This is a genomic window from Phocaeicola fibrisolvens, assembly GCF_025567125.1.
Taxonomy (GTDB): domain Bacteria; phylum Bacteroidota; class Bacteroidia; order Bacteroidales; family Bacteroidaceae; genus Phocaeicola; species Phocaeicola fibrisolvens.
In genome coordinates, this window is sequence record NZ_JAOQJI010000008.1 from 17,617 (window position 1) to 42,005 (window position 24,389).

At 46.0% G+C, this 24,389-nt stretch carries 17 protein-coding genes and 1 pseudogene; 10 read left to right on the forward strand and 8 right to left on the reverse strand.

Going from position 1 to position 24,389, the window contains the following annotated elements; genetic code table 11:
- Positions 1 to 26: 26 nt before the first annotated feature.
- From murD to rsmH, 6 genes are read right to left on the reverse strand one after another with little or no spacing between them, the layout of a single operon-like run.
- Positions 27 to 1,358 carry a UDP-N-acetylmuramoyl-L-alanine--D-glutamate ligase gene (gene murD / locus OCV81_RS05105; protein WP_022354663.1) on the reverse strand — a complete coding sequence of 444 codons (1,332 nt, stop codon included), beginning with the start codon at positions 1,356 to 1,358 and terminating at the stop codon, positions 27 to 29.
- A 4-nt stretch (positions 1,359 to 1,362) separates the two neighbouring features.
- Entirely contained in the window at positions 1,363 to 2,631 is a 1,269-nt protein-coding gene (gene mraY, locus OCV81_RS05110; protein ID WP_148328974.1) for a phospho-N-acetylmuramoyl-pentapeptide-transferase, read from the reverse strand.
- Positions 2,632 to 2,647: 16 nt separating this feature from the next.
- Complete coding sequence (locus OCV81_RS05115; RefSeq protein WP_148328976.1) at positions 2,648 to 4,105, reverse strand: UDP-N-acetylmuramoyl-L-alanyl-D-glutamate--2,6-diaminopimelate ligase; 1,458 nt, start codon at positions 4,103 to 4,105, stop codon at positions 2,648 to 2,650.
- A gap of 6 nt (positions 4,106 to 4,111) precedes the next feature.
- The gene (locus tag OCV81_RS05120) at positions 4,112 to 6,238 is read right to left on the reverse strand and encodes a penicillin-binding protein (RefSeq protein ID WP_148328978.1); all 2,127 of its coding nucleotides are present in this window, start codon (positions 6,236 to 6,238) and stop codon (positions 4,112 to 4,114) included.
- Positions 6,235 to 6,591 (reverse strand): FtsL-like putative cell division protein, encoded by a 357-nt coding sequence (locus OCV81_RS05125; RefSeq protein WP_022354659.1) that lies wholly within the window; start codon positions 6,589 to 6,591, stop codon positions 6,235 to 6,237. The genes OCV81_RS05120 and OCV81_RS05125 overlap by 4 nt, the downstream gene beginning before the upstream one ends.
- A 7-nt stretch (positions 6,592 to 6,598) precedes the next feature.
- Positions 6,599 to 7,513, reverse strand: coding sequence for a 16S rRNA (cytosine(1402)-N(4))-methyltransferase RsmH (gene rsmH, locus OCV81_RS05130; protein ID WP_148328980.1), 915 nt, complete (start codon positions 7,511 to 7,513; stop codon positions 6,599 to 6,601).
- A 267-nt stretch (positions 7,514 to 7,780) separates the two neighbouring features.
- On the opposite strand from rsmH, the gene OCV81_RS05135 reads away from it, so the two are divergent.
- A complete protein-coding gene (locus OCV81_RS05135) occupies positions 7,781 to 8,599 on the forward strand; it encodes a 1-acyl-sn-glycerol-3-phosphate acyltransferase (RefSeq protein WP_148328982.1) in 819 nt (272 codons plus the stop codon).
- A gap of 24 nt (positions 8,600 to 8,623) precedes the next feature.
- The gene (locus OCV81_RS05140; protein ID WP_022354656.1) at positions 8,624 to 9,613 is read left to right on the forward strand and encodes a GNAT family N-acetyltransferase; all 990 of its coding nucleotides are present in this window, start codon (positions 8,624 to 8,626) and stop codon (positions 9,611 to 9,613) included.
- A gap of 4 nt (positions 9,614 to 9,617) precedes the next feature.
- On the opposite strand, the gene OCV81_RS05145 is transcribed toward OCV81_RS05140, so the two are convergent.
- The gene (locus OCV81_RS05145) at positions 9,618 to 10,949 is read right to left on the reverse strand and encodes a deoxyguanosinetriphosphate triphosphohydrolase (RefSeq protein WP_148328984.1); all 1,332 of its coding nucleotides are present in this window, start codon (positions 10,947 to 10,949) and stop codon (positions 9,618 to 9,620) included.
- A 138-nt stretch (positions 10,950 to 11,087) separates the two neighbouring features.
- Between OCV81_RS05145 and dut the strand changes: the two genes are divergently transcribed.
- The 5 genes and pseudogenes from dut (at position 11,088) to OCV81_RS05170 (ending at position 19,662) form a co-directional block, all read left to right on the forward strand.
- Positions 11,088 to 11,522, forward strand: coding sequence for a dUTP diphosphatase (dut, locus tag OCV81_RS05150; RefSeq protein WP_022354654.1), 435 nt, complete (start codon positions 11,088 to 11,090; stop codon positions 11,520 to 11,522).
- Between the two features lie 11 nt (positions 11,523 to 11,533).
- A complete protein-coding gene (locus OCV81_RS05155; RefSeq protein ID WP_148328986.1) occupies positions 11,534 to 13,321 on the forward strand; it encodes a tetratricopeptide repeat protein in 1,788 nt (595 codons plus the stop codon).
- The gene (locus OCV81_RS05160) at positions 13,318 to 14,151 is read left to right on the forward strand and encodes a DUF4292 domain-containing protein (protein ID WP_262640146.1); all 834 of its coding nucleotides are present in this window, start codon (positions 13,318 to 13,320) and stop codon (positions 14,149 to 14,151) included. The genes OCV81_RS05155 and OCV81_RS05160 overlap by 4 nt, the downstream gene beginning before the upstream one ends.
- Positions 14,148 to 15,455, forward strand: coding sequence for a murein hydrolase activator EnvC family protein (locus tag OCV81_RS05165; protein ID WP_148328988.1), 1,308 nt, complete (start codon positions 14,148 to 14,150; stop codon positions 15,453 to 15,455). Before OCV81_RS05160 ends, OCV81_RS05165 begins: the two co-directional genes overlap by 4 nt.
- A gap of 428 nt (positions 15,456 to 15,883) precedes the next feature.
- Positions 15,884 to 19,662: pseudogene (locus tag OCV81_RS05170) on the forward strand (TIM-barrel domain-containing protein).
- A gap of 107 nt (positions 19,663 to 19,769) precedes the next feature.
- Here OCV81_RS05170 and OCV81_RS05175 read toward each other — a convergent pair.
- Positions 19,770 to 20,834: a M20 family metallo-hydrolase gene (locus OCV81_RS05175; protein ID WP_148328990.1), complete on the reverse strand. Its 1,065-nt coding sequence runs from the start codon at positions 20,832 to 20,834 to the stop codon at positions 19,770 to 19,772.
- 125 nt (positions 20,835 to 20,959) lie between these two features.
- Here OCV81_RS05175 and OCV81_RS05180 point away from each other — a divergent pair, with 125 nt between their 5' ends.
- The 3 genes from OCV81_RS05180 (at position 20,960) to OCV81_RS05190 (ending at position 24,381) form a co-directional block, all read left to right on the forward strand.
- Entirely contained in the window at positions 20,960 to 22,774 is a 1,815-nt protein-coding gene (locus OCV81_RS05180; RefSeq protein ID WP_148328992.1) for an AMP-dependent synthetase/ligase, read from the forward strand.
- A gap of 263 nt (positions 22,775 to 23,037) precedes the next feature.
- Positions 23,038 to 24,153: a peptide chain release factor 2 gene (gene prfB / locus OCV81_RS05185; RefSeq protein WP_022354646.1), complete on the forward strand. Its 1,116-nt coding sequence runs from the start codon at positions 23,038 to 23,040 to the stop codon at positions 24,151 to 24,153.
- 87 nt (positions 24,154 to 24,240) lie between these two features.
- Positions 24,241 to 24,381, forward strand: coding sequence for a hypothetical protein (locus OCV81_RS05190; protein WP_022354645.1), 141 nt, complete (start codon positions 24,241 to 24,243; stop codon positions 24,379 to 24,381).
- Positions 24,382 to 24,389 lie beyond the last annotated feature (8 nt).

Below are 24,389 nucleotides of genomic sequence, written 5' to 3' on the forward strand. Positions count from 1 at the left end.
TTGTTGTTTCTAACTCCTTGGTTGTATTATAAGTTTCTTACACATTCCTTGAACTGGTCACCACGGTCTTCGTAACTCTTGAACAAGTCAAAGCTGGCGCAGCAGGGACTGAGCAGGACTGTTTCTCCTTTTTTTGCCATTTTATAGGCCGCATCTACGGCGTCCTTCATGCTTTGCACGTCTGCAATCGGCAGGCCGAAGCCGTCGAAGAAAGCGTGCAGTTTCTCGTTGTGAAGTCCTAGGAAAATCAGGCCGCTGCATTTCTCTCTGACAAGATCTGCAATCTCGTTGTAGTCGTTGCCTTTATCCTTTCCACCCAAGATCAATACGGTTTTGGTTTTCATGCTTTGAAGGGCATACCAGCAGGAGTTTACATTGGTGGCTTTGGAGTCGTTGATGTAGTCTACTCCTTTCACTCGAGTTACTTTCTCCAGACGATGTTCTACACCCTTGAAGTCGCTCAAAGCTTCCCGGATACATTCTTTGCGGATGCCCGCAATGTTGGCAGATATGCCGGCAGCCATGGAATTGAACAGGTTGTGCGTACCTGTCAGAGCCAGTTCCTCTTGTTCCATATTGAATGCGATGGGTCGAGTGAAATAAACCTTGTTGGCTTCGGCGAATGCAGCCACTCCTTCTTCGTTCTTTCCGGCAAACGGGAAATAACGTCCGTGGATACCATATTTGTGAAGTTCTCTTTGTATAATCGGGTCGTCGTTCCAGAAAATGAATGCATCGTCATCTGTCTGGTTCTGGATAATCCGGAACTTGGCATCTACGTAATTCTGCATTTCGTATCCATAGCGGTCCAGGTGGTCGGGGGTGATGTTCATCAGCACGGCAATGTTTGCATGGAATTTATACATGTTGTCGAGCTGGAAACTGCTGAGTTCGATGACGTAATAGTCAAAGTTGCATTCCGCAACCTGATAAGCCAGGCTTTGACCAATGTTGCCTGCCAGTCCGACATTCAGTCCGGCTTTCTTGAATATGTGATAAATCAAGGACGTGGTAGTCGTTTTTCCGTTGCTTCCCGTAATGCAGATCATTTTCGCATTCGTATATCGGCCAGCGAACTCGATCTCAGAAATGATAGGAGTTCCCTGCGCTTTCAGTTTCAGAATGATAGGAGCATCGTTGGGAATTCCCGGGCTCTTTATCACTTCATCGGCATTCAGTATCAGTTCCTCGGTATGTCTGCCTTCCTCCCACTGGATGCCTCTTTCGTTCAACATTGTCTTATACTTGTCTTTGATGGTTGACATGTCTGAAACAAACGTGTCAAACCCTTTTTTCTGTGCCAGAACTGCGGCACCTGCTCCGCTTTCTCCGGCTCCTAAGATGACAATTCTTGCCATTGCTTTATCTGATTTTAAGTGTGATTATCGTAATTGCTGCTAATACAATGGTTACAATCCAAAATCGGACCGTAATCTTAGACTCATGGAATACGCTGTGAGGGCGTGTGATCAAATAGGTACAATTCGGGTCAAGCTGTGCCAGGGTTGTACGGAAATGATCGTGGATAGGCGAACGCTTGAAGATGCGTTGCTTGACTCCTCTTTTCTTTCCACGCTGGAAATACTTGACTTGCAAAATGACTGACAGATTTTCTATCAGGAATACACCGCATAAAATCGGTATCAGTAATTCTTTGTGTATGATAATGGCAAATACGGCTATAATACCTCCGATGGTGAGGCTGCCTGTATCGCCCATGAATACTTGTGCCGGAAACGCATTGTACCAAAGGAAACCAATCAAGGCTCCGATGAAGGCGCAGATAAAGATTACCAGTTCTTCGCTTCCGGGAATATACATGATGTTCAGGTATTCGGCATATTCTATGTGGCTGGATACATAAGCCAATATGCCGAGGGTTACCCCTATGATGGCTGAGTTACCTGCGGCCATACCGTCCATACCGTCGTTCAGGTTGGCTCCGTTTGAGACCGCTGTGACGACGAAGATGGTGACCAGTACGAATACAATCCATCCGGCTTCCTGTGCATGATCTCCCAGGAATCCTACAAAGTCGGCATAATCCAGGTTGTTGTTCTTGAAGAAGGGGATGGTGGTCTTGGTTGATTTTTCATTTACTGGTTTGTGAATTACATCAACCACTCGTCCGTCCTGCTGGATTTCTACGTTTTCGCGTATCACTACATCCGGACTCAAATAGAGAGCGACTCCCACAATAAAACCCAGACCTACCTGGCCGATAATTTTAAATTTCCCGTGAAGGCCTTCCTTGTCTTTCCGGAACACCTTGATATAGTCGTCCAGAAAGCCTAGTGTTCCTAGCCATAGCGTTGTGACAAGCATGAGTATCATATAGATATTATGCAGTTTGCCCAGCAGCAGACAAGGAATCAGAATCGCTACGATGATGATAATTCCTCCCATCGTAGGAACACCTACCTTCTTTACATTAAAGGGGTCGATGGAAGCATCACGTTGTGTTTCTGTAATCTGTTTCCTTTTGAGCAGGTTGATGAAGTACTCTCCGAAGATGGCTGAAATCAGCAATGATAGAATCACGGCCATCAGTGATCGGAATGACACGTAGCCAAACATACGTGCCCCCGGAAAGTTAAACTGCTCCAGGTATTGAAATAGATAATATAACATTGTCTTTTGTCAGTTTTTATTGTTCTCCTTTGAATATTTCGTCCAAAACTTCTTTGTCGTCAAAATGAGACTTGACTCCTTTGACATCTTGGTAAGTCTCATGTCCTTTTCCTGCAATCAGAATGACATCTTGAGGTTGTGCCAGCATGCAGGCCGTACGGATAGCTTCTTTCCGGTCTACGATACTGATGACTTTCTTCATGTCTTCCTTGCTAAGTCCGCTCAGCATGTCATTGATGATATCCTGTGGTTCCTCAAAGCGGGGATTATCGGAAGTAATGATTACTTTGTCACTGCGTTTCACGGACTCCTGTGCCATCAACGGACGTTTGCCTTTGTCCCGGTTTCCACCGGCACCTACTACTGTTATTACATGTCCTCTGCCTCTCAAGACCTCATGGATGGTTTCCAAGACGTTCACCAGTGCATCTGGGGTATGGGCATAATCTACGATGGCAGTATATCCTTTCGGAGAGCGTTTGGCATCGAAGCGTCCACAAACAGGGCGCAGCATGCTGAGTTTCAGTAATACCTCTTCCGGTTTCTTGCCTAGCAGACAAGCTGCACCGTAAACAGCCAGCAAGTTGGAGGCATTGAAACGTCCGATAAACTGCACGTTTACTTCGCGGTTATTGATGTCCAGCAGCATACCGTCAAAACTGTCTTCCAGCACTTTTCCCTTGAAATCGCACAATGAATGCAAAGAGTAGGTTGAAACTCGGGCTTTGGTGTTTTGTGTCATGACCAGTCCATTCTTGTCATCCGCATTGGTCAGCGCAAAAGCCTGTTTCGGGAGTCCGTCGAAGAATGCCTTTTTAGCTTTCAGGTAATTTTCAAATGTCTTGTGATAATCCAGGTGGTCACGGGTAATGTTGGTAAAAATACCTCCGGCAAAAGTCAATCCACTGATGCGTTTCTGCACTACAGAGTGTGAGCTGACTTCCATGAATGCATATTTGCATCCTTCGTCGGCCATGCGTCCCAGTAGCTGGTTCAGCGTGATGGGATCAGGAGTCGTATGTTCAGTTGGAATGGCTTCTCCGTCAATATAGTTGCATACGGTGGAAATCAGTCCGGCCTTGTATCCGAATGCGCGGAACATATTATATAATAAGGTAGCAATGGTTGTTTTCCCATTGGTACCGGTCACTCCAATCAAATCCAGTTTAGAAGTAGGATCTCCGTAGAATGTGGTAGCCAGTTTGCCTACAGCTTCTTCCGTGTCGTGTAGCTGAATATAGGTGACGTGTTCGTCTAGCTTTTCGGGCAACTGTTCACAGACCACTGCGGTAGCTCCATTTTCAATTGCTTTTGAAATATAATTGTGTCCGTCGGCTTGAGTTCCTTTTACAGCTACGAACATAAACCCTTTTTTCACCATGCGTGAATCCATGTGGATTCCTTCGATTTCTAAATCTGCATTACCTTTCAGATTAAGAACGTTGACAACTTTCAGAATATTTTCAAGTTTCATTTTATTCTAATCGTTTAGCGTTAATGTAATTGTTTGTCCTTTATGTAAATAAGAGCCTGCGTTGAGGCTTTGTTTGCTTACTTTTCCTACTCCCGACAAGCGGACATGCAGCCCTTTGCTTTCCAGCAGGTAGACCGCATCCTTGGCTCCCATTCCTTTTACGTTGGGAATGAGATTCTTATCGGTGTGTATCTTTTTCAGTTCCGCATAAGTAGGAGAGCAGTTGGCTTTTCCCCATAGCGGCTTGTTTCCGTAGGGAATCGTGGAACTGTTGCTGCGTATGTGGAGATTGTTCAATACATACGATGCTTCTCGTATATCTCCGTTCTTGACATGCGGCACCAGTATCGAAGTGGAGTCTTTGGCTGTAGCCAGGTCCTGATACAGATGCTTTGCATAAATGCGTTCTGCAATGCGGCTGAATACGCTACCTGCCTGCAAACCTCCTGAGGCAGGTCCGTGAGGTATCTGGATGGAAACCAGACAACTGTATTTAGGTGCTTCAGAAGGGAAATAGCCACAGAAGCTGACCAAATAACTGACACCTCCTGCTTTGTATCCGGCTTTTCCTTGGGATATCTGGGCGGTACCAGTCTTGCCGGATACGCTGAATTGTTTGCTGCCTGCCGGTTTGGCCAATCCTTCCGATACCACTTTTCGCAAAATTCCACGAATCATCGTCAGGGTAGTGTCCGAACAGATTTTAGGATTGACGATTTCTGTCGGAAACTCCTTTAAAATTTCTCCATCTTTAGCTATGGCTTTTACAAACTTAGGTTTGACCATGGTACCATTGTTGGCTATGGCATTGTAAAAGTTGAGGATATAAATAGGAGGAATCATGGTTTCGTAACCGATGCTCATCCATGGGAGAGTTGTTTTGGCAAAATAACGTTCTTTGGGTCCTAAAATGCGTGGGCTTGCTTCTCCTACAAATCCCAGGTTCAGCGGTTTGTCGATGCTCATGCGGCGTAGCCCATCTACAAACTTCTGCGGGTCTTTTCCGTAGAATTTGTCGATGATGGTAGATACTCCCACATTGGAGGAAACCTCCAGAATCTTGGTCACGTCAATTTTTCCATATCCGCCCTTATACCAGTTCCAGTCTTTCATGAAACTTCCGTGCATATTGACAATACCGTTGCCTGTATCCACTACATAGTCGGGAGTGATGTACTTGTCTTCCAAGGCCACCATGATGGAGGCAGTCTTGAAGGTAGAGCCTGGTTCCATCAGGTTGCTTACGGCATTATTCTTCATTTCATAGTAGTTGCCATCGCCGGCTCTTGTCATATTGACGCTGGCTTTTACCTCTCCGGTGGCAACATCCATGACGATAGCTACTCCGAATACGGCTTCCAGGTTCTTCAACTGGTCTACAAGTGCTTTTTCCGCGATATCCTGCATGTCGACATCGATGGTAGTGATGATGTCACAGCCATCTACGGCTGGTTTGTCGATGATGTTCAAGTATTTGTTCATCACTTTCTGGCGATGGGTGATGCCATCTTGTCCGCGCAGAATGGAATCGTATGTCAATTCAATACCATTTTTTGCTCCCATGGTGGTATCCGGATACATGTCGCCCAGCGTACGTGCAGCAAGCGAACCGAAAGGTTTTTTGCGCTGGTTGAAGGCCAGTTCATGGAATCCTCCTTTATATTTTGTGAGGTTGAACACCGGAAGTTGTTTGGCTTCCTTGTATTCAATATAGGAGATACGTCTGGGATAAAGCAGGTAGTTCCGGCTTTTTTTGCGTCTGCCTTTTAAGATATGCTGGCGGAACTCTTTGGCGCTTTTATCTGGGAATATCTGATGAAGCCCTTCACAAATTTCTGTGAGGTGGTTCATCAGCATGGTATCTTTCTTTTCTCCTCCTGCCAGAAAGTCCATATAGATTTTGTATTCCGGCAGACTGCTGGCCATCAGTTTCCCATCCGAGGAGATGATGTTTCCTCGTGTAGGATGGATGATGACGTTTTCCTTTACAAAACGGTCGGCTACATCCTTCCAATATTGCCGTTCGGCGAACATGATAATGGCAGCTTTCACGATGACCGCAATAGCTAGCAATGCCATGATGAATACGACGAACGTATATCGCAGCATAATGTTTTTTTGTCCCGGTATCATTTCTCAGAATCCTCCTTCTTTATTAAATAGGGTGGAGTAGACGCTGTTTTCAGGGGCGTACCTTCAGCCGAAATATATTCTTCAATACGTGACTGGCGGCTTCGTTCTGTCAGTTCGGAAGAAATGGTCAGGGCATCGTATTTTGTATCAATCAGTTCCTTTTTCAGGCGGTCTATCTCAATCATTTCCTGCTGGCTGGAATACCGGTTGTCTATGTACAAGATAACCAGAATCATGATCAGGATAATCAGATTGGACTGTCGTTTCATCAGGTGAACCAGTACCTCTCCTCCCAATATACTTCTCCACGTAATATGTGGAGTGTCTTGCGTGGTTGTTTCTTGTGGTTCCATGAGTTATTTATTTCTTTTCTGCGATTCTTAATTTAGCACTGCGAGAGCGAGGGTTACGTTGTATCTCGTCTTCGCAGGGGGTAATTACCTTGTTGTTTATCAATTTAAATGGTGTTTGTACATTGCCGAAGAAATCTTGTTCTGCTTTTCCTTCCACATTCCCTGTTTTCATCATATTCTTTACCATACGGTCTTCCAGTGAATGATAGGTAATGACCACCAGTCTACCTCCAGGCTTCAGTGCTTCTGTGGCTGCATAAAGCATTTCTTTCAAGGCTTCCATTTCCTGATTTACTTCAATGCGCAGGGCTTGAAAGACTTTGGCCAGTTCCTTTTTTTCTCTTTCTTTGCCGTATAGTGGTTTGATGATTTCAATGAATTCTCCGATGGTTTCAATTGGCTTTAAGGAGCGGGCTTTCACCAGCACGGAAGCCAGTTTACGGCTGTTCTTCAGTTCGCCATACAGGTAAAATACGTTGGCCAGCCGTTCTTCTTCGTAAATATTGACAATTTCGGCCGCGGTAATTCCGGCACGCTTGTTCATACGCATGTCCAGTTTTCCGTCGAACCGGAATGAAAATCCTCTTTCCGAGTCATCAAAATGATGTGAGGAGACTCCCAGGTCGGCCAAGATGGCATCTACTTGTTCTACTCCATAATACCGGAGAAAATTGTGCAGATAGCGGAAATTACTTCGCACAAAGGTGAATCGGTCATCATTGACGATGTTTTTTTCCGCATCAGGGTCTTGGTCAAAGCTGAACAGTCTGCTTCCCTTGTCCATCTGACGTAAGATTTCCTTGGAATGTCCTCCTCCTCCAAAGGTGACGTCTACGTAAATTCCCTTGGGTTGGATGTGCATGCCTTCAATGCTTTCATGCAGTAATACAGGTACGTGGTATGTCTGTTCAGTCTTGTTCATGCAATGTTGATTAAATTCACCTTATTATTATATATTCAAGCTGTAAAATTAGATATTTCCCCAGAATCGAGCACTATGTTTCTTATAGAAAATTTAAAGAAGTTATCAACAGGTTGTTTACTGCCCTACGATTCGGCAGAGGTGTTACCAGAATGTTGAAGAATCGGGGGGAAAGAAATTTTTTTTGAGCGTACAAGTGTATTTTTTGTCATAAAATGAATGTCGTTTCAAAAGATACGTTACTTTTGCAGGGTAAACTTTTGTAGAATGGGTGAGAGTTCAATATTTTTAATTGACATCGACAAAGTATTGAGGGATAAGGCTGGTAAGAAGGCCGAGCGGATACCGCGTTTTTTAGTGTCATATTTGAAACGTATCGTGCATCAGGAGGAGATTAATCCTTTTTTGAGAAGTGTATCCGATAAAACAGGAGTAGATTTTCTGGAAGCCTGCATGGAATTTCTGGATATTAAGCTGGAAGTAAGCGGGATGGAAAATCTTCCATCTGACCGTTTATGTACGTTTGTCTCCAATCATCCGCTGGGAGGGCAGGATGGCATAGCATTAGGCTATATTTTGGGGAAACACTATGACGGACACATTAAATATTTGGTGAACGATTTACTGATGAATCTTCATGGTCTGGCTCCTTTGTGCATTCCCATCAATAAAACCGGTGCGCAGTCTCGGGATTTTCCTAGAATGGTGGAAGCTGGTTTCCATTCAGATTCTCACATTATTATGTTTCCGGCAGGTATTTGTTCCAGAAGGCAGAAGGGAATTATAAAGGATTTGCCCTGGAAAAAAACATTTATCACCAAAAGTGTGGAAACACACCGGGATGTAGTGCCGGTGCACTTTGAAGGACGTAATTCCAATTTTTTCTACAACCTGGCTAATGTATGCAAGTTCCTGGGAGTTAAGTTTAATATTGCCATGTTGTATCTGGCAGATGAAATGTTCAAGAATCGTCACAAGACATTTAAGGTGACGATTGGAAAGCCTATTCCGTGGCAGACGTTTGACAAGTCTATGTCTGCGGCAGAGTGGGCCGATTATGTAAGAGAGTTAGTTTATAAACTGTGAAAATACGATTTAATCATAGAGATTATGGAAGATATTATTGCTCCGATTGACAAAGAAGTTCTTAAATCGGAACTGACGGAAGATAAGCGCTTGAGATTTACGAATAAGAGCAACAACGAGATTTATATTATTACATGGAAAAATGCTCCGAATGTGCTGAAGGAAATCGGTCGTTTGCGTGAAATCGCTTTCCGTGCAGCAGGAGGAGGTACAGGAAAGTCGATGGACCTCGATGAATATGATTTGATGGAGAAGCCTTATCAGCAGTTGATTGTCTGGAATCCGGAAGCAGAAGAGATTTTGGGAGGATACCGTTATCTGCTGGGTGATGAAGTGGAATTTGATGCCGAAGGAAAGCCGGTGCTCGCCACTGCCCACATGTTTAATTTCTCGGAAAAGTTCCTGAAAGATTATTTGCCTACGACGATTGAGCTGGGACGTTCTTTTGTAACATTGGAGTACCAGTCAACCCGGGCGGGTTCCAAGGGGTTGTTTGCCTTGGATAACTTATGGGATGGCCTGGGAGCTTTGACTGTGGTAATGCCGCAAGTGAAATACTTCTTCGGTAAGATGACCATGTATCCCAGTTACAACCGTCTGGGACGTGACATGATTCTGTATTTCCTGAAGAAGCATTTCAATGATAAAGACCAGTTGATAACTCCCATGCAGCCGTTGCAGATTGAGACAGATCCGAAAGTGCTTGAAAAAATATTCTGTTACGATACATTCAAAGAAGACTACAAAGTGTTGAATACGGAAGTACGTAAGTTGGGATACAATATTCCGCCGTTGGTGAATGCTTATATGAGTCTGTCACCTACCATGCGTATGTTTGGAACGGCCATCAATGACGGATTCGGTGACGTGGAAGAAACTGGCATTCTGATTGCAGTAGATGAGATTTTGGAGGAGAAGCGTGTGCGCCATATCGAATCTTATCTGCGTGAGCATCCGGAAGCCCTGCAGATTACATCTGGGGCCAATCCGGTAGTCAATAAGATTCATAAATAGTTCTTTATAAAGCAGGCAGGCTGTTCCCGTTTATTTTCCGGTAGAGGTCGAGGGCATATACGTCGGTCATCCCGGAAATATAATCGAGTACAGCCTGTATTTTTTCATATAAGGTCGGGGCCTGAATATAGTACTGGCTGGATACTCGGTTTATCAGGAGTTGCGAGTAGGCTTTCTGGGGGTAGCGCACTGCCTCAATCATCAGGTCGATAAGTGTGGTAATCACTTGGTAACCGGCCAGTTCGATGTCGACCACGTCTTTGGAACAGTAGATTTTTTCGAAAGCTGTATGTGAACAGTTCTGGTAGGCCTCTCTCACCCGTTGGCTTAGTTGTTGAATCAGTGTTCCCTGGAAGGTTCCGTCGAGCAAGGGCTTTTCATTTTCAATAAATGCGTGTACACATTCATTAATCAGTATACCGATGGCCGATGAACGCAGGTAAGCTATTTGTTCGTTGGTGTCGTCTACCATTTTGCATATCGCGTGGATATGGTCCATCTTTTCGGGAGCAAAGAAACGGAGATACAAGTCCTTGGTTTCCTGTGTAGTAAGAATTTTCAGCTTGTGGGCATCTTCGATATCCATCATCTGGTAACAAATGTCATCGGCCGCTTCTACGAGATACACCAGCGGGTGCCGGCAGAACCTCAGGGGCTCTCCTTCTTTGCTTTTCTGCTGGATGCCAAGTTCCTGGGCTATTTTTTGGAAAGCAGCTTCTTCACTGGTAAAGAAACCGAACTTCTGCTTGCTCCCTGCCAGTTGGGAAGAGAAGGGATATTTTACAATGGAAGCCAGTGTGGAGTAAGTCAGTACAAAGCCTCCCGGACGTCTCCCCTGAAACTGGTGTGTCAGCAGACGGAAGGCGTTGGCATTTCCTTCAAAATGAGTAAAATCGTCCCATTCCTTGGGGGAAAGCTGTGATTGAAGAATCCGTCCTTTTCCTTCAGAGAAATATGTACCGATTGCCTTTTCACCGGAATGTCCGAATGGAGGATTTCCCAGGTCGTGAGCCAGGCAGGCTGCGGCCACAATGGAACCTATTTCCGAGATATGTGAATCGTGAAGTTCCGGGTGAAGCTGTAGCAGTTCAGAGGAAACCTTGTTGCCCAGCGAACGGCCTACGCAGGAAACCTCCAAGCTGTGTGTCAGTCGGTTATGTACAAAGATACTTCCCGGAAGAGGGAATACCTGTGTCTTGTTCTGCAGGCGGCGGAAAGGGGCTGAGAATATCAGACGGTCGTAGTCGCGCTGAAACTCCGTCCGATCTTCTTTTCTACGTTCGTGAAGATTCTCCAACCCGAATCTCTTATTTGAAATCAATTGTTTCCAGTTCATGGCGTAACTCCTTTGTGATGTGGGTTTTAAATTTAAAGAAGCTCTAAAAGTTAAGTGCAAAAATATAAAAAAATGGTAAACGTAACTATTAATTCTGTGGATTGTGTAACTTCGCAACTTCATAAAGGGTAAAATAAGATGAAAATACAGATTATAAATACTTCCCGGCATCCGTTGCCGCAATATGCCACCGCACAGTCGGCGGGGGTAGACCTTCGTGCCAATCTTGCTGAATCCATTGTGTTGAAGCCTCTACAGCGCTGCCTGGTGCCGACAGGCTTGTTTCTTGCCTTGCCGAAAGGGTATGAAGCACAGGTACGTCCACGCAGTGGCCTGGCCATTAAGAAGGGGATTACCGTGTTGAATTCTCCAGGTACGATTGATGCCGATTATCGGGGAGAAATCAATGTGATACTGGTCAACCTGTCGTCCGAGGAATTTGTGATTGAAGACGGGGAACGCATAGCCCAGATGGTCATTGCCCGCCACGAACAGGCCGAATGGGAAGAAGTGGAAGTGTTGGACGAAACAGAACGGGGGGCAGGAGGTTTCGGTCACACAGGAACGGTATAAACTTTGTGAGTATGAAAAAATTGCTAGGAATTATCGGGCTTGTCTTGTTGCTGGTAGCCTGCGGTACAACGGGGCGGCAATCTGCATCCAGACGCGGCTTGGTCAGTGAGGACAAAGATACATTGTCGTATGAACAGCGCCGGAAGTATGACTATTTCTTCCTGGAAGCGGTGCGCATGAAGCAAAAAGGAGAATATGATGCAGCTTTCGAACTGTATAAGCATTGCTTGGATATCTACCCGAACTCGGCTCCGGCTTTGTACGAGATTTCCCGGTTCTATATGGTGCTGGGACTGGAGAAGAAGGGAGAAGAGGCCTTGAAAAAAGCAGTCCGTTCGGATGAATCGAATTTCTGGTACAAGCAGACGTTGGCGGCTTATTATCAGCAGAAACGGGATTGGCCGAAAGCCATTGCCGTATATGATGACATGGCACATCAGTTTCCTTCTCGTTTAGAGCCTTTGATGGCTTTGGTCGATTTGTATAATCAGACGAAGAGTTATGCACAGGTGGTTTCCGTGTTGAACCGTCTGGAAGAACTTGATGGAAAGTCGGAACAGATTAGCATGGAAAAGTTCAGGATGTATCTGCTGATGGACAATCAGGAACAGGCTTTCCAGGAAATCGAGAACTTGTCGAAAGAGTATCCTTACGATATGCGTTATCAAACCATTCTGGGAGATGTGTATTTGAATAATAACAAACCGGATGAGGCGTATGCGGTGTATCAGAAGATCCTGAAGGAGGAGCCAGGATATGCACCGGCCTTGTTGTCAATGGCTTCTTATTATAAACAGATTGGAAAGGATAGTTTGTATCAGCAGCAGTTGGATACTATTTTGCTGAACGACAATGTGGAGTCGGATACGAAGATGAGCATCATGCGGCAGCTGATTCTGCAATCTGAACAGACCACGAAGGACAGCACGCAGATTGTGGCATTGTTCAAGAATATCCTGGCTCGTCCGCAACAGAATGCCGATTTGTCGATGCTTTGTGCGCAGTATATGATTACCAAGCATATGGAAAAGGAGTCTGTGCCGGTGCTGAATCAGGTGCTGTCGCTCGACCCGGAAAACAAGCCGGCTCGTCTGCAACTGTTGAGCTATGCCATCCGTGACAATGACCTGGATGAAGTGATTCGTGTGGCGACCCCAGCCCTGCAGTATAATCCGGATGCGATGGAGTTCTATTATTATCTCGGTCTGGCCCATTATCAGAAAGAGGAGACGGACAAGGCAATGGAGATTTTTCAGAAAGGATTGAAGCAGGTCAACGAAAAGAGTGACAAGAATATCGTATCCGATTTCTATGCCATCTTGGGCGATTTGTATCATTCCAAGGAGATGAAGGCGGAAGCGTATGCGGCTTACGATTCTTCGTTGGTCTACAATCCGAACAACATCGGTACGCTCAACAATTATGCCTATTACCTGTCTGTGGAGCGGACGCACCTGGACAAGGCGGAGGAAATGAGTTACAAGACGGTGAAGGCGGAACCGGAAAATTCCACTTACCTGGATACGTACGCATGGATTTTGTTTGAGAAGAAACGTTACACCGAGGCGCGGATTTATATTGATCAGGCCATGAAGAGCGGAGGAGACAGCAGCCAGGTCATTGTGGAGCATTGCGGTGACATTTACTATATGTTGGGCGAGAAAGATAAGGCATTGGAATACTGGAAGAAGGCCGACAGTATGGAGAACAAGGAAGAAGATGGAGCCACTCCTCGTACGGAAGCCGAGTTGAAACGCTTGAAACGTAAAATCGCATTGAAAAAATACATTGCAGAATGAAACAGTTGATTCATTGGTTATATATTGTGTGCCTCGTGGCAGTGGTTTCTTCTTGTAGTTCCCTGCGTCATGTGGAACGTACTCCGATGATTGGCGGACTGAAAGGGGAAGATTATCAAGAGAAGGTAATAGCTGGTTTTCCTCGCTGGAATTGTGTGACGGGAAAAGTGGCACTCAACCTGAACGTGGAAAATCGGAAGAATATGAAATTGTCGGCCACGCTTCGGATGAAAAAAGGAGAGGTAATACAATTGTCGGTGGCGCCTTTTCTGGGCATTGAAGTTGCTCGGTTGGAAATTTCACCCGACCGAATTCTGGTAGTCGACCGTCTGCATAAACAGTATGTGGAAGTGTCTTTTGGAGAACTGAACCGCATGACAAATCTGAACCTGAGTTTCAATATGGTGCAGTCGTTGTTTCTCAACGAAATTTTCTTGCCCGGAAAGGAAACGCTGGAGGTGTCTGATTTGCATCGCTTCCGTATGGACCTGGAAGGTGACAGGGCATTATGGGAAGTGAAGGACAGTAAGAAACTGGCTTATCGGTTCTGGACTACAGCCGATAAAGGGTGGCTGGAAAATACTTCTGTATCTTTGTCGGGCACGGCGTATGCTTTGGACTGGACGTATGGCGACTTTGGAAAATTGGGGACTGGCTATTTTCCGCAGCATATTTTGGCCGAATTGCAAGGAGTCGGGAAACAATATAGTCTGGACATGAAACTCTCACGGATGTCTGTCAGTGAGGACTGGGAGACGCGTACGGAATTATCTTCTAAATATCAGAAGATGGAACTGGCAACTTTATTGAAAATGTGGTTAGGAAAATGAAACGTGGAGTGTGCATATTATGGGCATGTCTTTGCATGTGTACACTTTCTGCACAGACCACCCGCAAGATTCGGCAGCTGGAGAAGCAGCGGAATGAGTTGAAGCAGCAGATTGCTGAATCGGAAACGTTGTTGCAGTCAACCAAGAAGGATGTAAAAAGTCAGTTGGGCAATCTGGCCTTGATTTCAGGACAGATAGAGGAACGCCAAAAGTATATTCAAACGATAGAAAGCGACGTGCAGACGATTCAGAAAGAGATAGATCGCTTGGGGAGAGACCTGCAACGTCTGCAGAAAGAACTGAGCGAGAAGAAAAAAAAGTATGAGCAGTCTGTGCAGTATATTTATCGCAATAAATCCATTCAGGATAAGTTGATGTTTATCTTTTCGGCAGAAAACTTCGGACAGATGTACCGCCGTTTACGTTATGTGCGTGAGTATGCCGATTATCAACGCCTGCAAGGAGTGCAGGTGCAGCGGAAGCAGCAGCAAGTGACTGATAAGGCGGCCTCGTTGAAAAGCAGCCGGCAGGCAAAGGAGGATTTGCTGAAGCAGGGAGAAGCCGAAAAGGCCAAACTGGTTGCACAGGAGCAGGAACGGAAGCAGATTCTGTCGAATTTGCAGAAGAAACAGCGCAGTATCCAGTCGGAACTGACTAAACAGCGTCGTTCTGCCGATAAACTGAATGCGCAGATTGACCGCTTGATTGAAATAGAAATAGAAAAAGCTCGTAAACGTGCCGAAGAAGAGGCCCGCCGGAAAGCGGAAGAAGCCCGTAAGAAGGCCGAGGCAGAGAAGAAGACGGCTGTCGTTTCTTCTGCGGAAACTAAAAAGGCGGAACCTTCTGTCGGAAAGCTGGAAGCATACAAGGTAGATTCGGAAGACCGTCGTTTGTCTAGCAGCTTTGAAAAGAACAAGGGAATCCTTCCGGTACCGATTACCGGCCCCTACGTGGTGGTAGGACACTATGGACAATATCAGGTGAAAGGACTCCGGAACGTGAAATTGGATAACAAAGGCATGGATATCAAGGGGAAGGCAGGCGCCAATGCGCGGGCCATTTTTGATGGTGAGGTGTCGGCTGTTTTCCAGTACAATGGACTGACCAATGTGCTGGTACGCCATGGAAGTTATATTTCGGTGTATTGCAATTTGTCGATGGTGCGTGTGAAGAAAGGGAGTCTGGTACGTGCTCGCGATGTGCTGGGCGAAGTGCATACCAATGCTGAAGGAGAAACCATTCTGCACTTCCAGCTCCGCAAGGAAACGGTGAAACTGAATCCGGAACTCTGGATACATCGCTAAAGAACTCTTTATTATACTATACAAAAGCTTCAGGTGGCTGTGCTACCTGGGGCTTTTTTTGTGGAAGGTATTGCAATAAAGTTTTCAGGGCAAGTACGAATTCTTTTCTTTTGCCTGACAATTTCTCTGTTTCACACTTTGGTATTTATATCCCACACTGTGGTTTATATATTTCACGGTGTGGTTTATGTATCCCACACTGTGGGACAGAGAAAATGCCTTAATATAATAAATTATATTTAGTTCTGTTTGGAAGAAAATAATAAAATAAAAAATGTTTAACTGGTTTTCTTTTTTACTTCAATAATTAGTTATACATTCGTACGCTTTTCACACGAAGTCTTTTCATGGAGACTGTTGAAGAACGGAGAATTATTAATAATATTTATACTATGAAACTAAAGCACTATTCTGTTTTGTCTTTCTGCATGCTCAGCAGCTTGTTTGCTACGCCTTTTCCCATGTGGGCAGTTCCGCAAACTGGGGTGACCATTCGCAGTGCCAGTGTGTTGAATCCGACAGCTGTAGAGGTTGTTTTTTCCAATCAGCAGCGTATGACGTTGGATTTTTATGGAGAAAATATTTTTCGCATGTTTCAGGACAATAAAGGTGGCATTGTCCGCAATCCGGAAGCGATTCCTGAAGCCTAGATTTTGGTGAATAATCCGCGTCAGGAGGTGGGAAAACTTTCCTTGACAGATAAGGATGGAGTCATTACGGTGGCTACCGACCGGATTGAGGTGAAGATGGACAAGCGCACCATGCTGTTCAAGATTACGGATAAAGCACGCCAGAAAGTGGTGGCGGAGGCTGTTCGTCCGGCGGATTTCGCAGAGAAACAAGTCAGTCTTTTCTTGAAAGCGCAGGAGGGAGAGTATTTTTACGGCGGAGGGGTACAGAATGGACGCTTTTCCCATAAAGGTAAGAAAATCAATATATTGAATACGAATCAGTGGACAGACGGCGGGGTGGCTTCTCCCACACCTTTTTACTGGTCGACGGAAGGTTATGGAGTGATGTGGCATACATTCTCTCCCGGAGTATATGATTTCGGGGCAGCCGACAAAGGAGTGGTGGCGTTAAGTCACGAGAGAAACTATCTGGACGTGTTTTTCATGGTGGATGAAACCCCGGTTGCTCTGCTGAATGATTTTTATCAGCTGACGGGTAATCCGGTGCTCCTGCCTAAGTTTGGATTTTATGAAGGACATTTGAATGCCTACAACCGTGACTATTGGAAAGAAGACGAAAAAGGAATTCTTTTCGAAGATGGCAAGAAATATAAGGAAAGCCAGAAAGACAATGGCGGCATCAAGGAATCGCTGAATGGCGAGAAGAATAACTATCAGTTCTCTGCACGTGCGGTCATCGACCGTTATGAGGCAGCCGACATGCCGTTGGGATGGATTCTGCCGAATGATGGCTATGGGGCCGGCTACGGACAGGCTTCCACACTGGACGGAAATATCCAGAACCTGAAAGAACTGGGTGATTATGCCCGTGCGAAGGGAGTGGAAATCGGTTTGTGGACCCAGTCGGATTTGCATCCCAAGGAAGGAGTGGAACCGCTGTTGCAGCGCGACATTGTCAAGGAAGTGCGTGACGCTGGCGTGCGGGTGTTGAAGACCGATGTGGCATGGGTCGGTGCCGGCTATTCGTTCGGCTTGAACGGGGTGGCCGATGTGGCTCGTATCATGCCTTATTATGGCAACAATGCACGTCCGTTCATTATCTCACTCGACGGATGGGCCGGTACACAGCGTTATGCTGGTATCTGGTCGGGCGACCAGACCGGAGGAGAATGGGAATACATCCGTTTCCATATCCCGACTTATATCGGTTCGGGGCTGTCGGGACAACCGAACATCACTTCCGATATGGATGGTATTTTCGGCGGGAAGAACATTCCGGTCAACGTGCGTGATTTCGAGTGGAAAACGTTTACGCCGATGCAGTTGAACATGGACGGATGGGGAGCGAACCCCAAATATCCGCAGGCTTTGGGTGAACCGGCCACTTCCATTAACCGCTGGTATCTTAAACTGAAATCGGAGTTCATGCCTATACCTATAGTATTGCACACGAGGCGGTGGATGGCAAGCCGATGATTCGGGCGATGTTCCTGGATTATCCGAATGACTATACGCTGGGAACAGCCACTCGTTATCAGTTCCTTTACGGACCTTCTATTCTGGTGGCTCCTGTGTACTAGAAGACACAGGCCGACGAGAAGGGGAACGATGTGCGTCACGGCATTTATCTTCCCGAAGGCAACTGGATTGATTTTTTCACCGGCGATTTGTATGCAGGCGGACGGGTCATCAATTGTTTTGACGCACCCTTGTGGAAACTCCCGTTGTTCGTGAAGCAGGGAGCCATTCTGCCCATGACGGCCGCACACAATCAGGTAACCCAGATGGCGAAAAACATCCGTACGTATGAATTGTATCCGGCAGGAAACACGGAATTTACGGAATACGACGACGACGGTATCTCCGAAGCCTATCGCAACGGGCAGTATGCGACGACTCTTATCCGTTCGATGCGGGAAGGGGAAGACCTGAAAGTCAGTGTGGCACCTTCGCAAGGTCGTTTTGAAGGAATGGTGACGGAAAAGGCTACTTATTTCCGCCTCAATGTGACGGCACAGCCGAAGAAACTGACGGCACATATCGGAGGGAAGAAAGTGAAACTGACTCCGGTGTCTTCTTTGGAGGCATTGCAGAAGGGAGAAAATATATATTATTATGAAGCCGCTCCGGAATTGAACCGTTTTGCCACTCCGGGCAGTGAGATGGCCCGTGTGCAGGTGGTGAAGAATCCGGTGATGCACGTCAAGCTGGCAGCAGTGGATGTGACACGGAATGAAGTGACGCTGGAAGTGAAAGGTTATGTGTTTGCTCCAGCAGAAAAACTGCGGGTCAGCCAGGGGGCATTGGCCACTCCGGAACCGCAGGTCACGGAAGAGAATACCGGGGCTTATACGCTGACTCCTTCCTGGAAGAAGGTGGACCATGCCGATTATTATGAGATTGAGTACAACGGTATGCTGTATAGTACCATCCGGGATACCCGACTGTTGTTTGAAGACCTCCGTCCGGAAACGACCTGTACATTTAAGGTGCGTGCGGTGAATGCTTCGGGTGTATCCGACTGGGCAACTGTCACTGCCACCACGAAGCCCGATCCGCTGGAATTTGCCATCCGGGGTATTACGGGCGAAACGACTTGTCCGAACCAGGGAGGTCAGGAAGTGAGCAAACTCTTTAATTTTGATGAAGGGGATGCATGGCATACGCAATGGAGTGCCCAGGCCGTTCCATTCGATTTGATTGTGGATTTGAACAGTGTGAACCAGCTCGACAGGTTTGAATACCTGCCTCGGCTGGATGCCGGAAACGGTACGCTGGGTAAGGGTACGGTATATTATAGTATGGACAAATCCAACTGGCACGAAGCCGGCACGTTCGACTGGAAGGGTAGTGATGTGAAGACCTTTGCCTTTACCGAACATCCGACCGCACGCTATCTCAAGCTGTCGGTAACCTCGGCCGTAGGTAATTATGGCTCCGGTCGTGAATTGTATGTCTTCAAGGTGCCGGGTTCGGAAAGCTATATTCCGGGCGACATCAACCTGGATAAACTGGTGGACGAGAATGACCTGACTTCTTATATGAACTATACAGGCCTGCGTCGGGGAGATTCTGATTTTGAGGGATATATCAGCAAGGGCGACTTGAACGGTAACGGCCTGATTGATGCGCATGACATTTCTGCTGTAGCCGTACGGCTGGAGACGGGTGTCAGCAGCCGTCAGGTACCAGCAGTGGCCGGAGAGATTCAGATAGTTCCTTCAAAGAAAGTGTACAATGAAGGGGAAACGGTGGAAATCCGGGTATCCGGTAAAGGATTGCGTTCTGTCAATGCCCTCAGTTTCGCACTGCCTTATGACCCGCAGTTGTTGGAGTATGTAGGGATAGAGGGCACAGGCATGAAGGAAATGCGGAACCTGACCAACGACCGCTTGCACACTAACGGGACAAAGGCTTTGTATCCCACGTTCGTAAATACGGGAGAAAAGCCTTACCTGGAAGGGGATGCGGAACTGATGACCATCCAATTCAAGGCTAAGCAGAAACAAAAACTGAATTTGAAGGTACTGGATGGCATGTTGGTAGACAAGTACATGAATACCGTAAAATTCTGATGGAATGCAGGTCACGCGGCTGGAATGGGCCGTGTGACCTGTTACCATAAAAAAGTGATTCTTCCTATTAAATGGAAAGAATCACTTTTTTATGGAGGTAATGGAACTTAAATTTTCAGTCCATCCAGAATTTGTGCATAAATGGAAATGGCCTCTTCAATTTCGCTGACCAGCACATATTCATCTGCCGTATGTGAGCGGGAAGATTTTCCCGGGCCAATCTTGACAGACGGGAAAGGCATCAGCGCTTGGTCGGACAGAGTTGGAGAGCCAAACGGAGTCTTTCCGAGTTCTATTGCCCGTTTTACAAACGGATGGTCTGCCGGAATGCTTGATGAGTTGAGGCGGAACGAGCGAGCTTTTGCTTCACTTTGTATGTGCTTTCCGATTTCGGTAAACAGTTCTTCGTTGGAATAGCATTCGTTGCTTCGGATGTCTACCACGATGCTGCACACATCTGGAATGACATTGTGTTGCGTACCGGCATTGATTTGAGTCACGCTCATTTTGACCGGGCCCAGCAGCGGTGATTCCTTGGGGAACTGGTAGGTACGGAACCATTCAATGTCCGGCAAGATTTTATAGATGGCATTTTCTCCTTCGTTTCGGGCAGCATGTCCGGATTTTCCTCGTGCGGTAACATCGAGTACCATCAACCCTTTTTCTGCAATGGCCGGGTGCATTTCCGTGGGTTCTCCTACTACTCCTAAAGCAATAGGAGGCAGCTGGTGAAGTACGCTTTCAATGCCGTTCTTTCCAGAGACTTCTTCTTCGCACGATGCCAGGTAAATCAGGTTGTAGCTCTGGGTTGTCATGCTGAGATAGCGGTACACTTGGAAAAGAGCCACCACACTGGCTCCCGCATCGTTGCTTCCCAGTCCATATAGTTTCCCATTCTCGTTTTTAGGAGTAAATGGCTGCTTCCTCCATCCACTCACCGGTTTGACTGTATCGATATGTGAGTTCAGCAGGATGGTCGGTTTCTGCATATCAAACATAGGGCTGATACACCAGACATTGTTGCCGGAACGTCCAGTCATAATACCGGTTTCTTCTATGTAATTTTGCAGGAAGTCGGCTGCTGCATCTTCTTCCCGGCTGATAGAGGGAATTCCAATCAGTGAATGCAGCAGAGTCAGCGCTTCAGATGTGTAGTAACCTGTATCTATCATAAATATAATCTGTTTTAGATTCCCTGCAAAGATACTCTTTTTTGTGAGAAAAGTTTTAGGTGGACAAGACATTCCAAATAAAATCTTATATTTGCAAAAGAAATAATAAAATGAAGAAAAGATAGATGACTAATTCATATTTGTCCCGGCTTGTGCGGCGACAAGCAGAAAAATATGGGGAAAAAGTTGCCTTAAAATACCGTGATTACACCACAGCTACTTGGATTCCTGTTTCCTGGAACAGATTTGCGGATCTTGTGGATGATGTAGCAAGAGCTTTTGTGGCGGCAGGAGTGTCCATTCAAGAAAATGTAGGAGTTTTTTCACAGAATAAGCCGGAGTGTTTTTATGTAGATTTCGGAGCTTTCAGAAGCCGGATTGTGACGGTACCTTTGTACGCCACAAGTTCTGAGGCACAGGTGCATTACATCGTAGAGGATGCCGGTATTCGGTTTTTGTTTGTCGGCGAACAATACCAGTATGATGTGGCCTATCGGGTGCAGAGTTTGTGTCGTTCCTTGAAAAAAATTATTATTTTTGACCCGGAAGTGAAACGGGTAGAGGGAGACTGCAATTCAATTTATTTTTCTGATTTCCTGAAAGTAGGAGAGGAAGAAAAATGGCAGAGTGAGGTGGAGGAACGTACCGCTACGTCTTCGCCGGAAGATTTGGCCAATATCTTGTATACGTCGGGAACTACGGGTGACTCCAAAGGAGTGATGCTGCATCATTTCAATTACGAAGCTGCTTTTAAAGGGCATAATGCCCGTCTTACAGAGCTCGGAGAGAATGATGTGGTCATGAATTTCTTGCCTTTTACGCATATCTTTGAGCGGGGATGGGCTTTCTATTGTCTGCATAGAGGATGTATGCTGTGCATTAATCTGAAACCGCAGGATATCCAGAAAACCATCAAAGAAATTCGTCCGACCGCCATGTGCAGTGTACCACGCTTTTGGGAAAAGGTATATGCCGGTGTACAGGAAAAAATCAATGAGACTGCCGGATTGAAGAAAGCCCTGATGCTGGACGCGCTGCGAGTTGGAAAGGAACATAATATCACGTATCTGATGAACGGGAAAACACCTCCCACCGTGTTGCACATGAAATATAAATTCTATGAACGGACTATTTACAGTCTTTTAAAGAAAACCATCGGCATTGAAAATGGGAATTTCTTTCCTACTGCAGGAGCTGCCATACCGGAAAAGGTGGAGGAGTTTGTGCATTCTGTGGGAATTAATATGATTGCCGGATACGGCTTGACGGAAAGTACGGCCACGGTTTCCTGTGAATGGAAGGGAGATTTCCGGATTGGAAGTGTCGGACGGGTATTGCCGGGAGTAGAGGTCCGTATTGGGGAGAATAATGAGATACAGCTTCATGGAGGAACCATTACCAAAGGGTATTACAAGAAGGAGGCGATTACCAAGCAGGCTTTTACGGAAGACGGCTGGTTCCGGACGGGAGATGCTGGCTACATGAAAGATGGATTTCTGTATCTGACCGACCGTATCAAGGATCTCTTCAAGACTTCCAACGGAAAATACATTGCTCCACAAGCCATTGAAACCAAGTTGGTGGTAGACCGTTACATTGACCAGGTAACCATCATCGCCGACCAGCGTAAGTTTGTGTCTGCCTTGATTGTGCCGGAATATGCACAGGTGGAGAAATTCGCTCGTGAACATCACATTGCTTTTACCAACCGGAAGGACTTGCTGGAAAATCCGCAGATTGTGGAACTTTTCAGACTTCGTATCGATACCCTTCAGCAGGAATTTGCCCACTATGAGCAGGTGAAGCGCTTTACGCTATTGCCGGAACCGTTCAGTATGGAGCGGGGAGAATTGACCAATACTTTGAAGTTGAAACGTGCGGTGGTGGCCCGGAACTACAAAGATATCATCGATAAAATGTATGAAGAAAATGTCGGTTAAATAGCTGGCTTTTATATACAGGCACTCTTTCAAGGGTGCCTGTTTTTTATCTTTAAAGAAGATAGGATGCGCCTTGGCATAGTCAAATTTAGAAAACTGCGTTTTCTATTTGCCTCTGCGCTCGGCTTTCACTATCTTTAGAGAAGATAGGATGCGCCTCGGCATAGCCAAATTTAGAAAACTATGTTTTCTATTTGTCTCTGCGCTCGGCTTTCACTATCTTTGCAGCGAGAAAAAATAAACGGACTAATTTATCGTATTTTATGATTACCATAGAGCAACTGAAAGACATTAAGGAGCGTACGGAGGCTCTGCACCGTTATTTGGATATTGACGGGAAGAAGATACAAGTAGAAGAGGAACAGCTTCGTACGCAGGCACCCGGTTTTTGGGACGACCAGAAGGCTGCCGAAGCGCAGATGAAGAAAGTAAAAGCTTTGCAACAGTGGATTACCGGTTATCAGGAGGTAAAGACGCTGGCAGATGAATTGCAGTTGTCTTTCGATTTCTACAAAGACGAACTGGTGACGGAAGAGGAAGTGGATGAGGCTTATGCAAAGGCGCTCTCGGCTGTGGAAGCACTGGAGCTGAAGAATATGCTTCGCTCGGAGGCCGACCAGATGGACTGTGTGCTGAAAATTAATTCAGGTGCCGGAGGTACGGAAAGTCAGGACTGGGCTTCCATGTTGATGCGTATGTACATGCGCTGGGCAGAAAGCAACGGATATAAATTGTCGGTGGCCAACCTTCAGGAAGGCGATGAAGCCGGCATCAAGACGGTGACGATGAACATTGAAGGGGCCTATGCGTATGGTTACCTGAAAGGGGAGAACGGTGTACACCGTCTGGTTCGTGTGTCGCCTTATAATGCACAAGGTAAACGAATGACTTCGTTTGCTTCCGTCTTTGTCACTCCGCTGGTGGATGATTCTATCGAAGTAACAGTTGAACCCGCTCGTTTGTCATGGGATACCTTCCGAAGCGGAGGTGCCGGTGGACAGAACGTAAATAAGGTAGAATCAGGTGTACGTTTGCGTTATCAGTATAAAGACCCTTATACCGGTGAAGAAGAAGAAATCTTGATTGAAAATACGGAAACTCGTGACCAGCCGAAGAATAAGGAGAATGCCATGCGTCAGTTGCGCTCTATCCTTTATGACAAGGAATTGAAGCACCGTATGGAAGAACAGGCCAAGGTGGAAGCCGGAAAGAAGAAAATCGAGTGGGGCTCACAGATACGAAGTTATGTATTTGATGACCGTCGTGTGAAAGACCATCGTACCAACTATCAGACTTCCGATGTGAATGGGGTGATGGATGGAAAAATAGACGGTTTCATCAAAGCCTATCTGATGGAATTTTCAGACAGCGAAATGTGATAAACTTAGCGGAAAATCCGCATCTTTTGTTTGTCTTTTTGCAGAGAAGTTGTAATTTTAGGGTTGTAAATCTAAAAATAAGAACTTATGGGACGCAACAGAACTGTGAAAAGACAAAATTTTGAGAAACGTGAAGAAGAGAAAGCCAATAGACTGTTCAAGATGATTTGTATTGTCTTGATTCTATTGGCTATTTTAATGATTGTAGGCTATACATTGGCTTCTTGAAATTGTTG

Excerpts from the sequence above, each read along its gene's own strand:
- murD (WP_022354663.1), bottom strand. The coding sequence starts at position 1,358 with ATGGCAAGAATTGTCATCTTAGGAGCCGGAGAAAGCGGAGCAGGTGCC.
- dut (WP_022354654.1), top strand. The coding sequence starts at position 11,088 with ATGAAAATACAGATTATAAATACTTCCCGGCATCCGTTGCCGCAATAT.
- OCV81_RS05190 (WP_022354645.1), top strand. The coding sequence starts at position 24,241 with ATGGGACGCAACAGAACTGTGAAAAGACAAAATTTTGAGAAACGTGAA.
- OCV81_RS05140 (WP_022354656.1), top strand. The coding sequence starts at position 8,624 with ATGGAAGATATTATTGCTCCGATTGACAAAGAAGTTCTTAAATCGGAA.
- OCV81_RS05125 (WP_022354659.1), bottom strand. The coding sequence starts at position 6,591 with ATGGAACCACAAGAAACAACCACGCAAGACACTCCACATATTACGTGG.
- rsmH (WP_148328980.1), bottom strand. The coding sequence starts at position 7,513 with ATGAACAAGACTGAACAGACATACCACGTACCTGTATTACTGCATGAA.
- OCV81_RS05165 (WP_148328988.1), top strand. The coding sequence starts at position 14,148 with ATGAAACGTGGAGTGTGCATATTATGGGCATGTCTTTGCATGTGTACA.
- OCV81_RS05175 (WP_148328990.1), bottom strand. The coding sequence starts at position 20,834 with ATGATAGATACAGGTTACTACACATCTGAAGCGCTGACTCTGCTGCAT.
- OCV81_RS05180 (WP_148328992.1), top strand. The coding sequence starts at position 20,960 with ATGACTAATTCATATTTGTCCCGGCTTGTGCGGCGACAAGCAGAAAAA.
- mraY (WP_148328974.1), bottom strand. The coding sequence starts at position 2,631 with ATGTTATATTATCTATTTCAATACCTGGAGCAGTTTAACTTTCCGGGG.
- OCV81_RS05115 (WP_148328976.1), bottom strand. The coding sequence starts at position 4,105 with ATGAAACTTGAAAATATTCTGAAAGTTGTCAACGTTCTTAATCTGAAA.
- OCV81_RS05120 (WP_148328978.1), bottom strand. The coding sequence starts at position 6,238 with ATGATACCGGGACAAAAAAACATTATGCTGCGATATACGTTCGTCGTA.
- OCV81_RS05135 (WP_148328982.1), top strand. The coding sequence starts at position 7,781 with ATGGGTGAGAGTTCAATATTTTTAATTGACATCGACAAAGTATTGAGG.
- OCV81_RS05160 (WP_262640146.1), top strand. The coding sequence starts at position 13,318 with ATGAAACAGTTGATTCATTGGTTATATATTGTGTGCCTCGTGGCAGTG.
- prfB (WP_022354646.1), top strand. The coding sequence starts at position 23,038 with ATGATTACCATAGAGCAACTGAAAGACATTAAGGAGCGTACGGAGGCT.
- OCV81_RS05145 (WP_148328984.1), bottom strand. The coding sequence starts at position 10,949 with ATGAACTGGAAACAATTGATTTCAAATAAGAGATTCGGGTTGGAGAAT.
- OCV81_RS05155 (WP_148328986.1), top strand. The coding sequence starts at position 11,534 with ATGAAAAAATTGCTAGGAATTATCGGGCTTGTCTTGTTGCTGGTAGCC.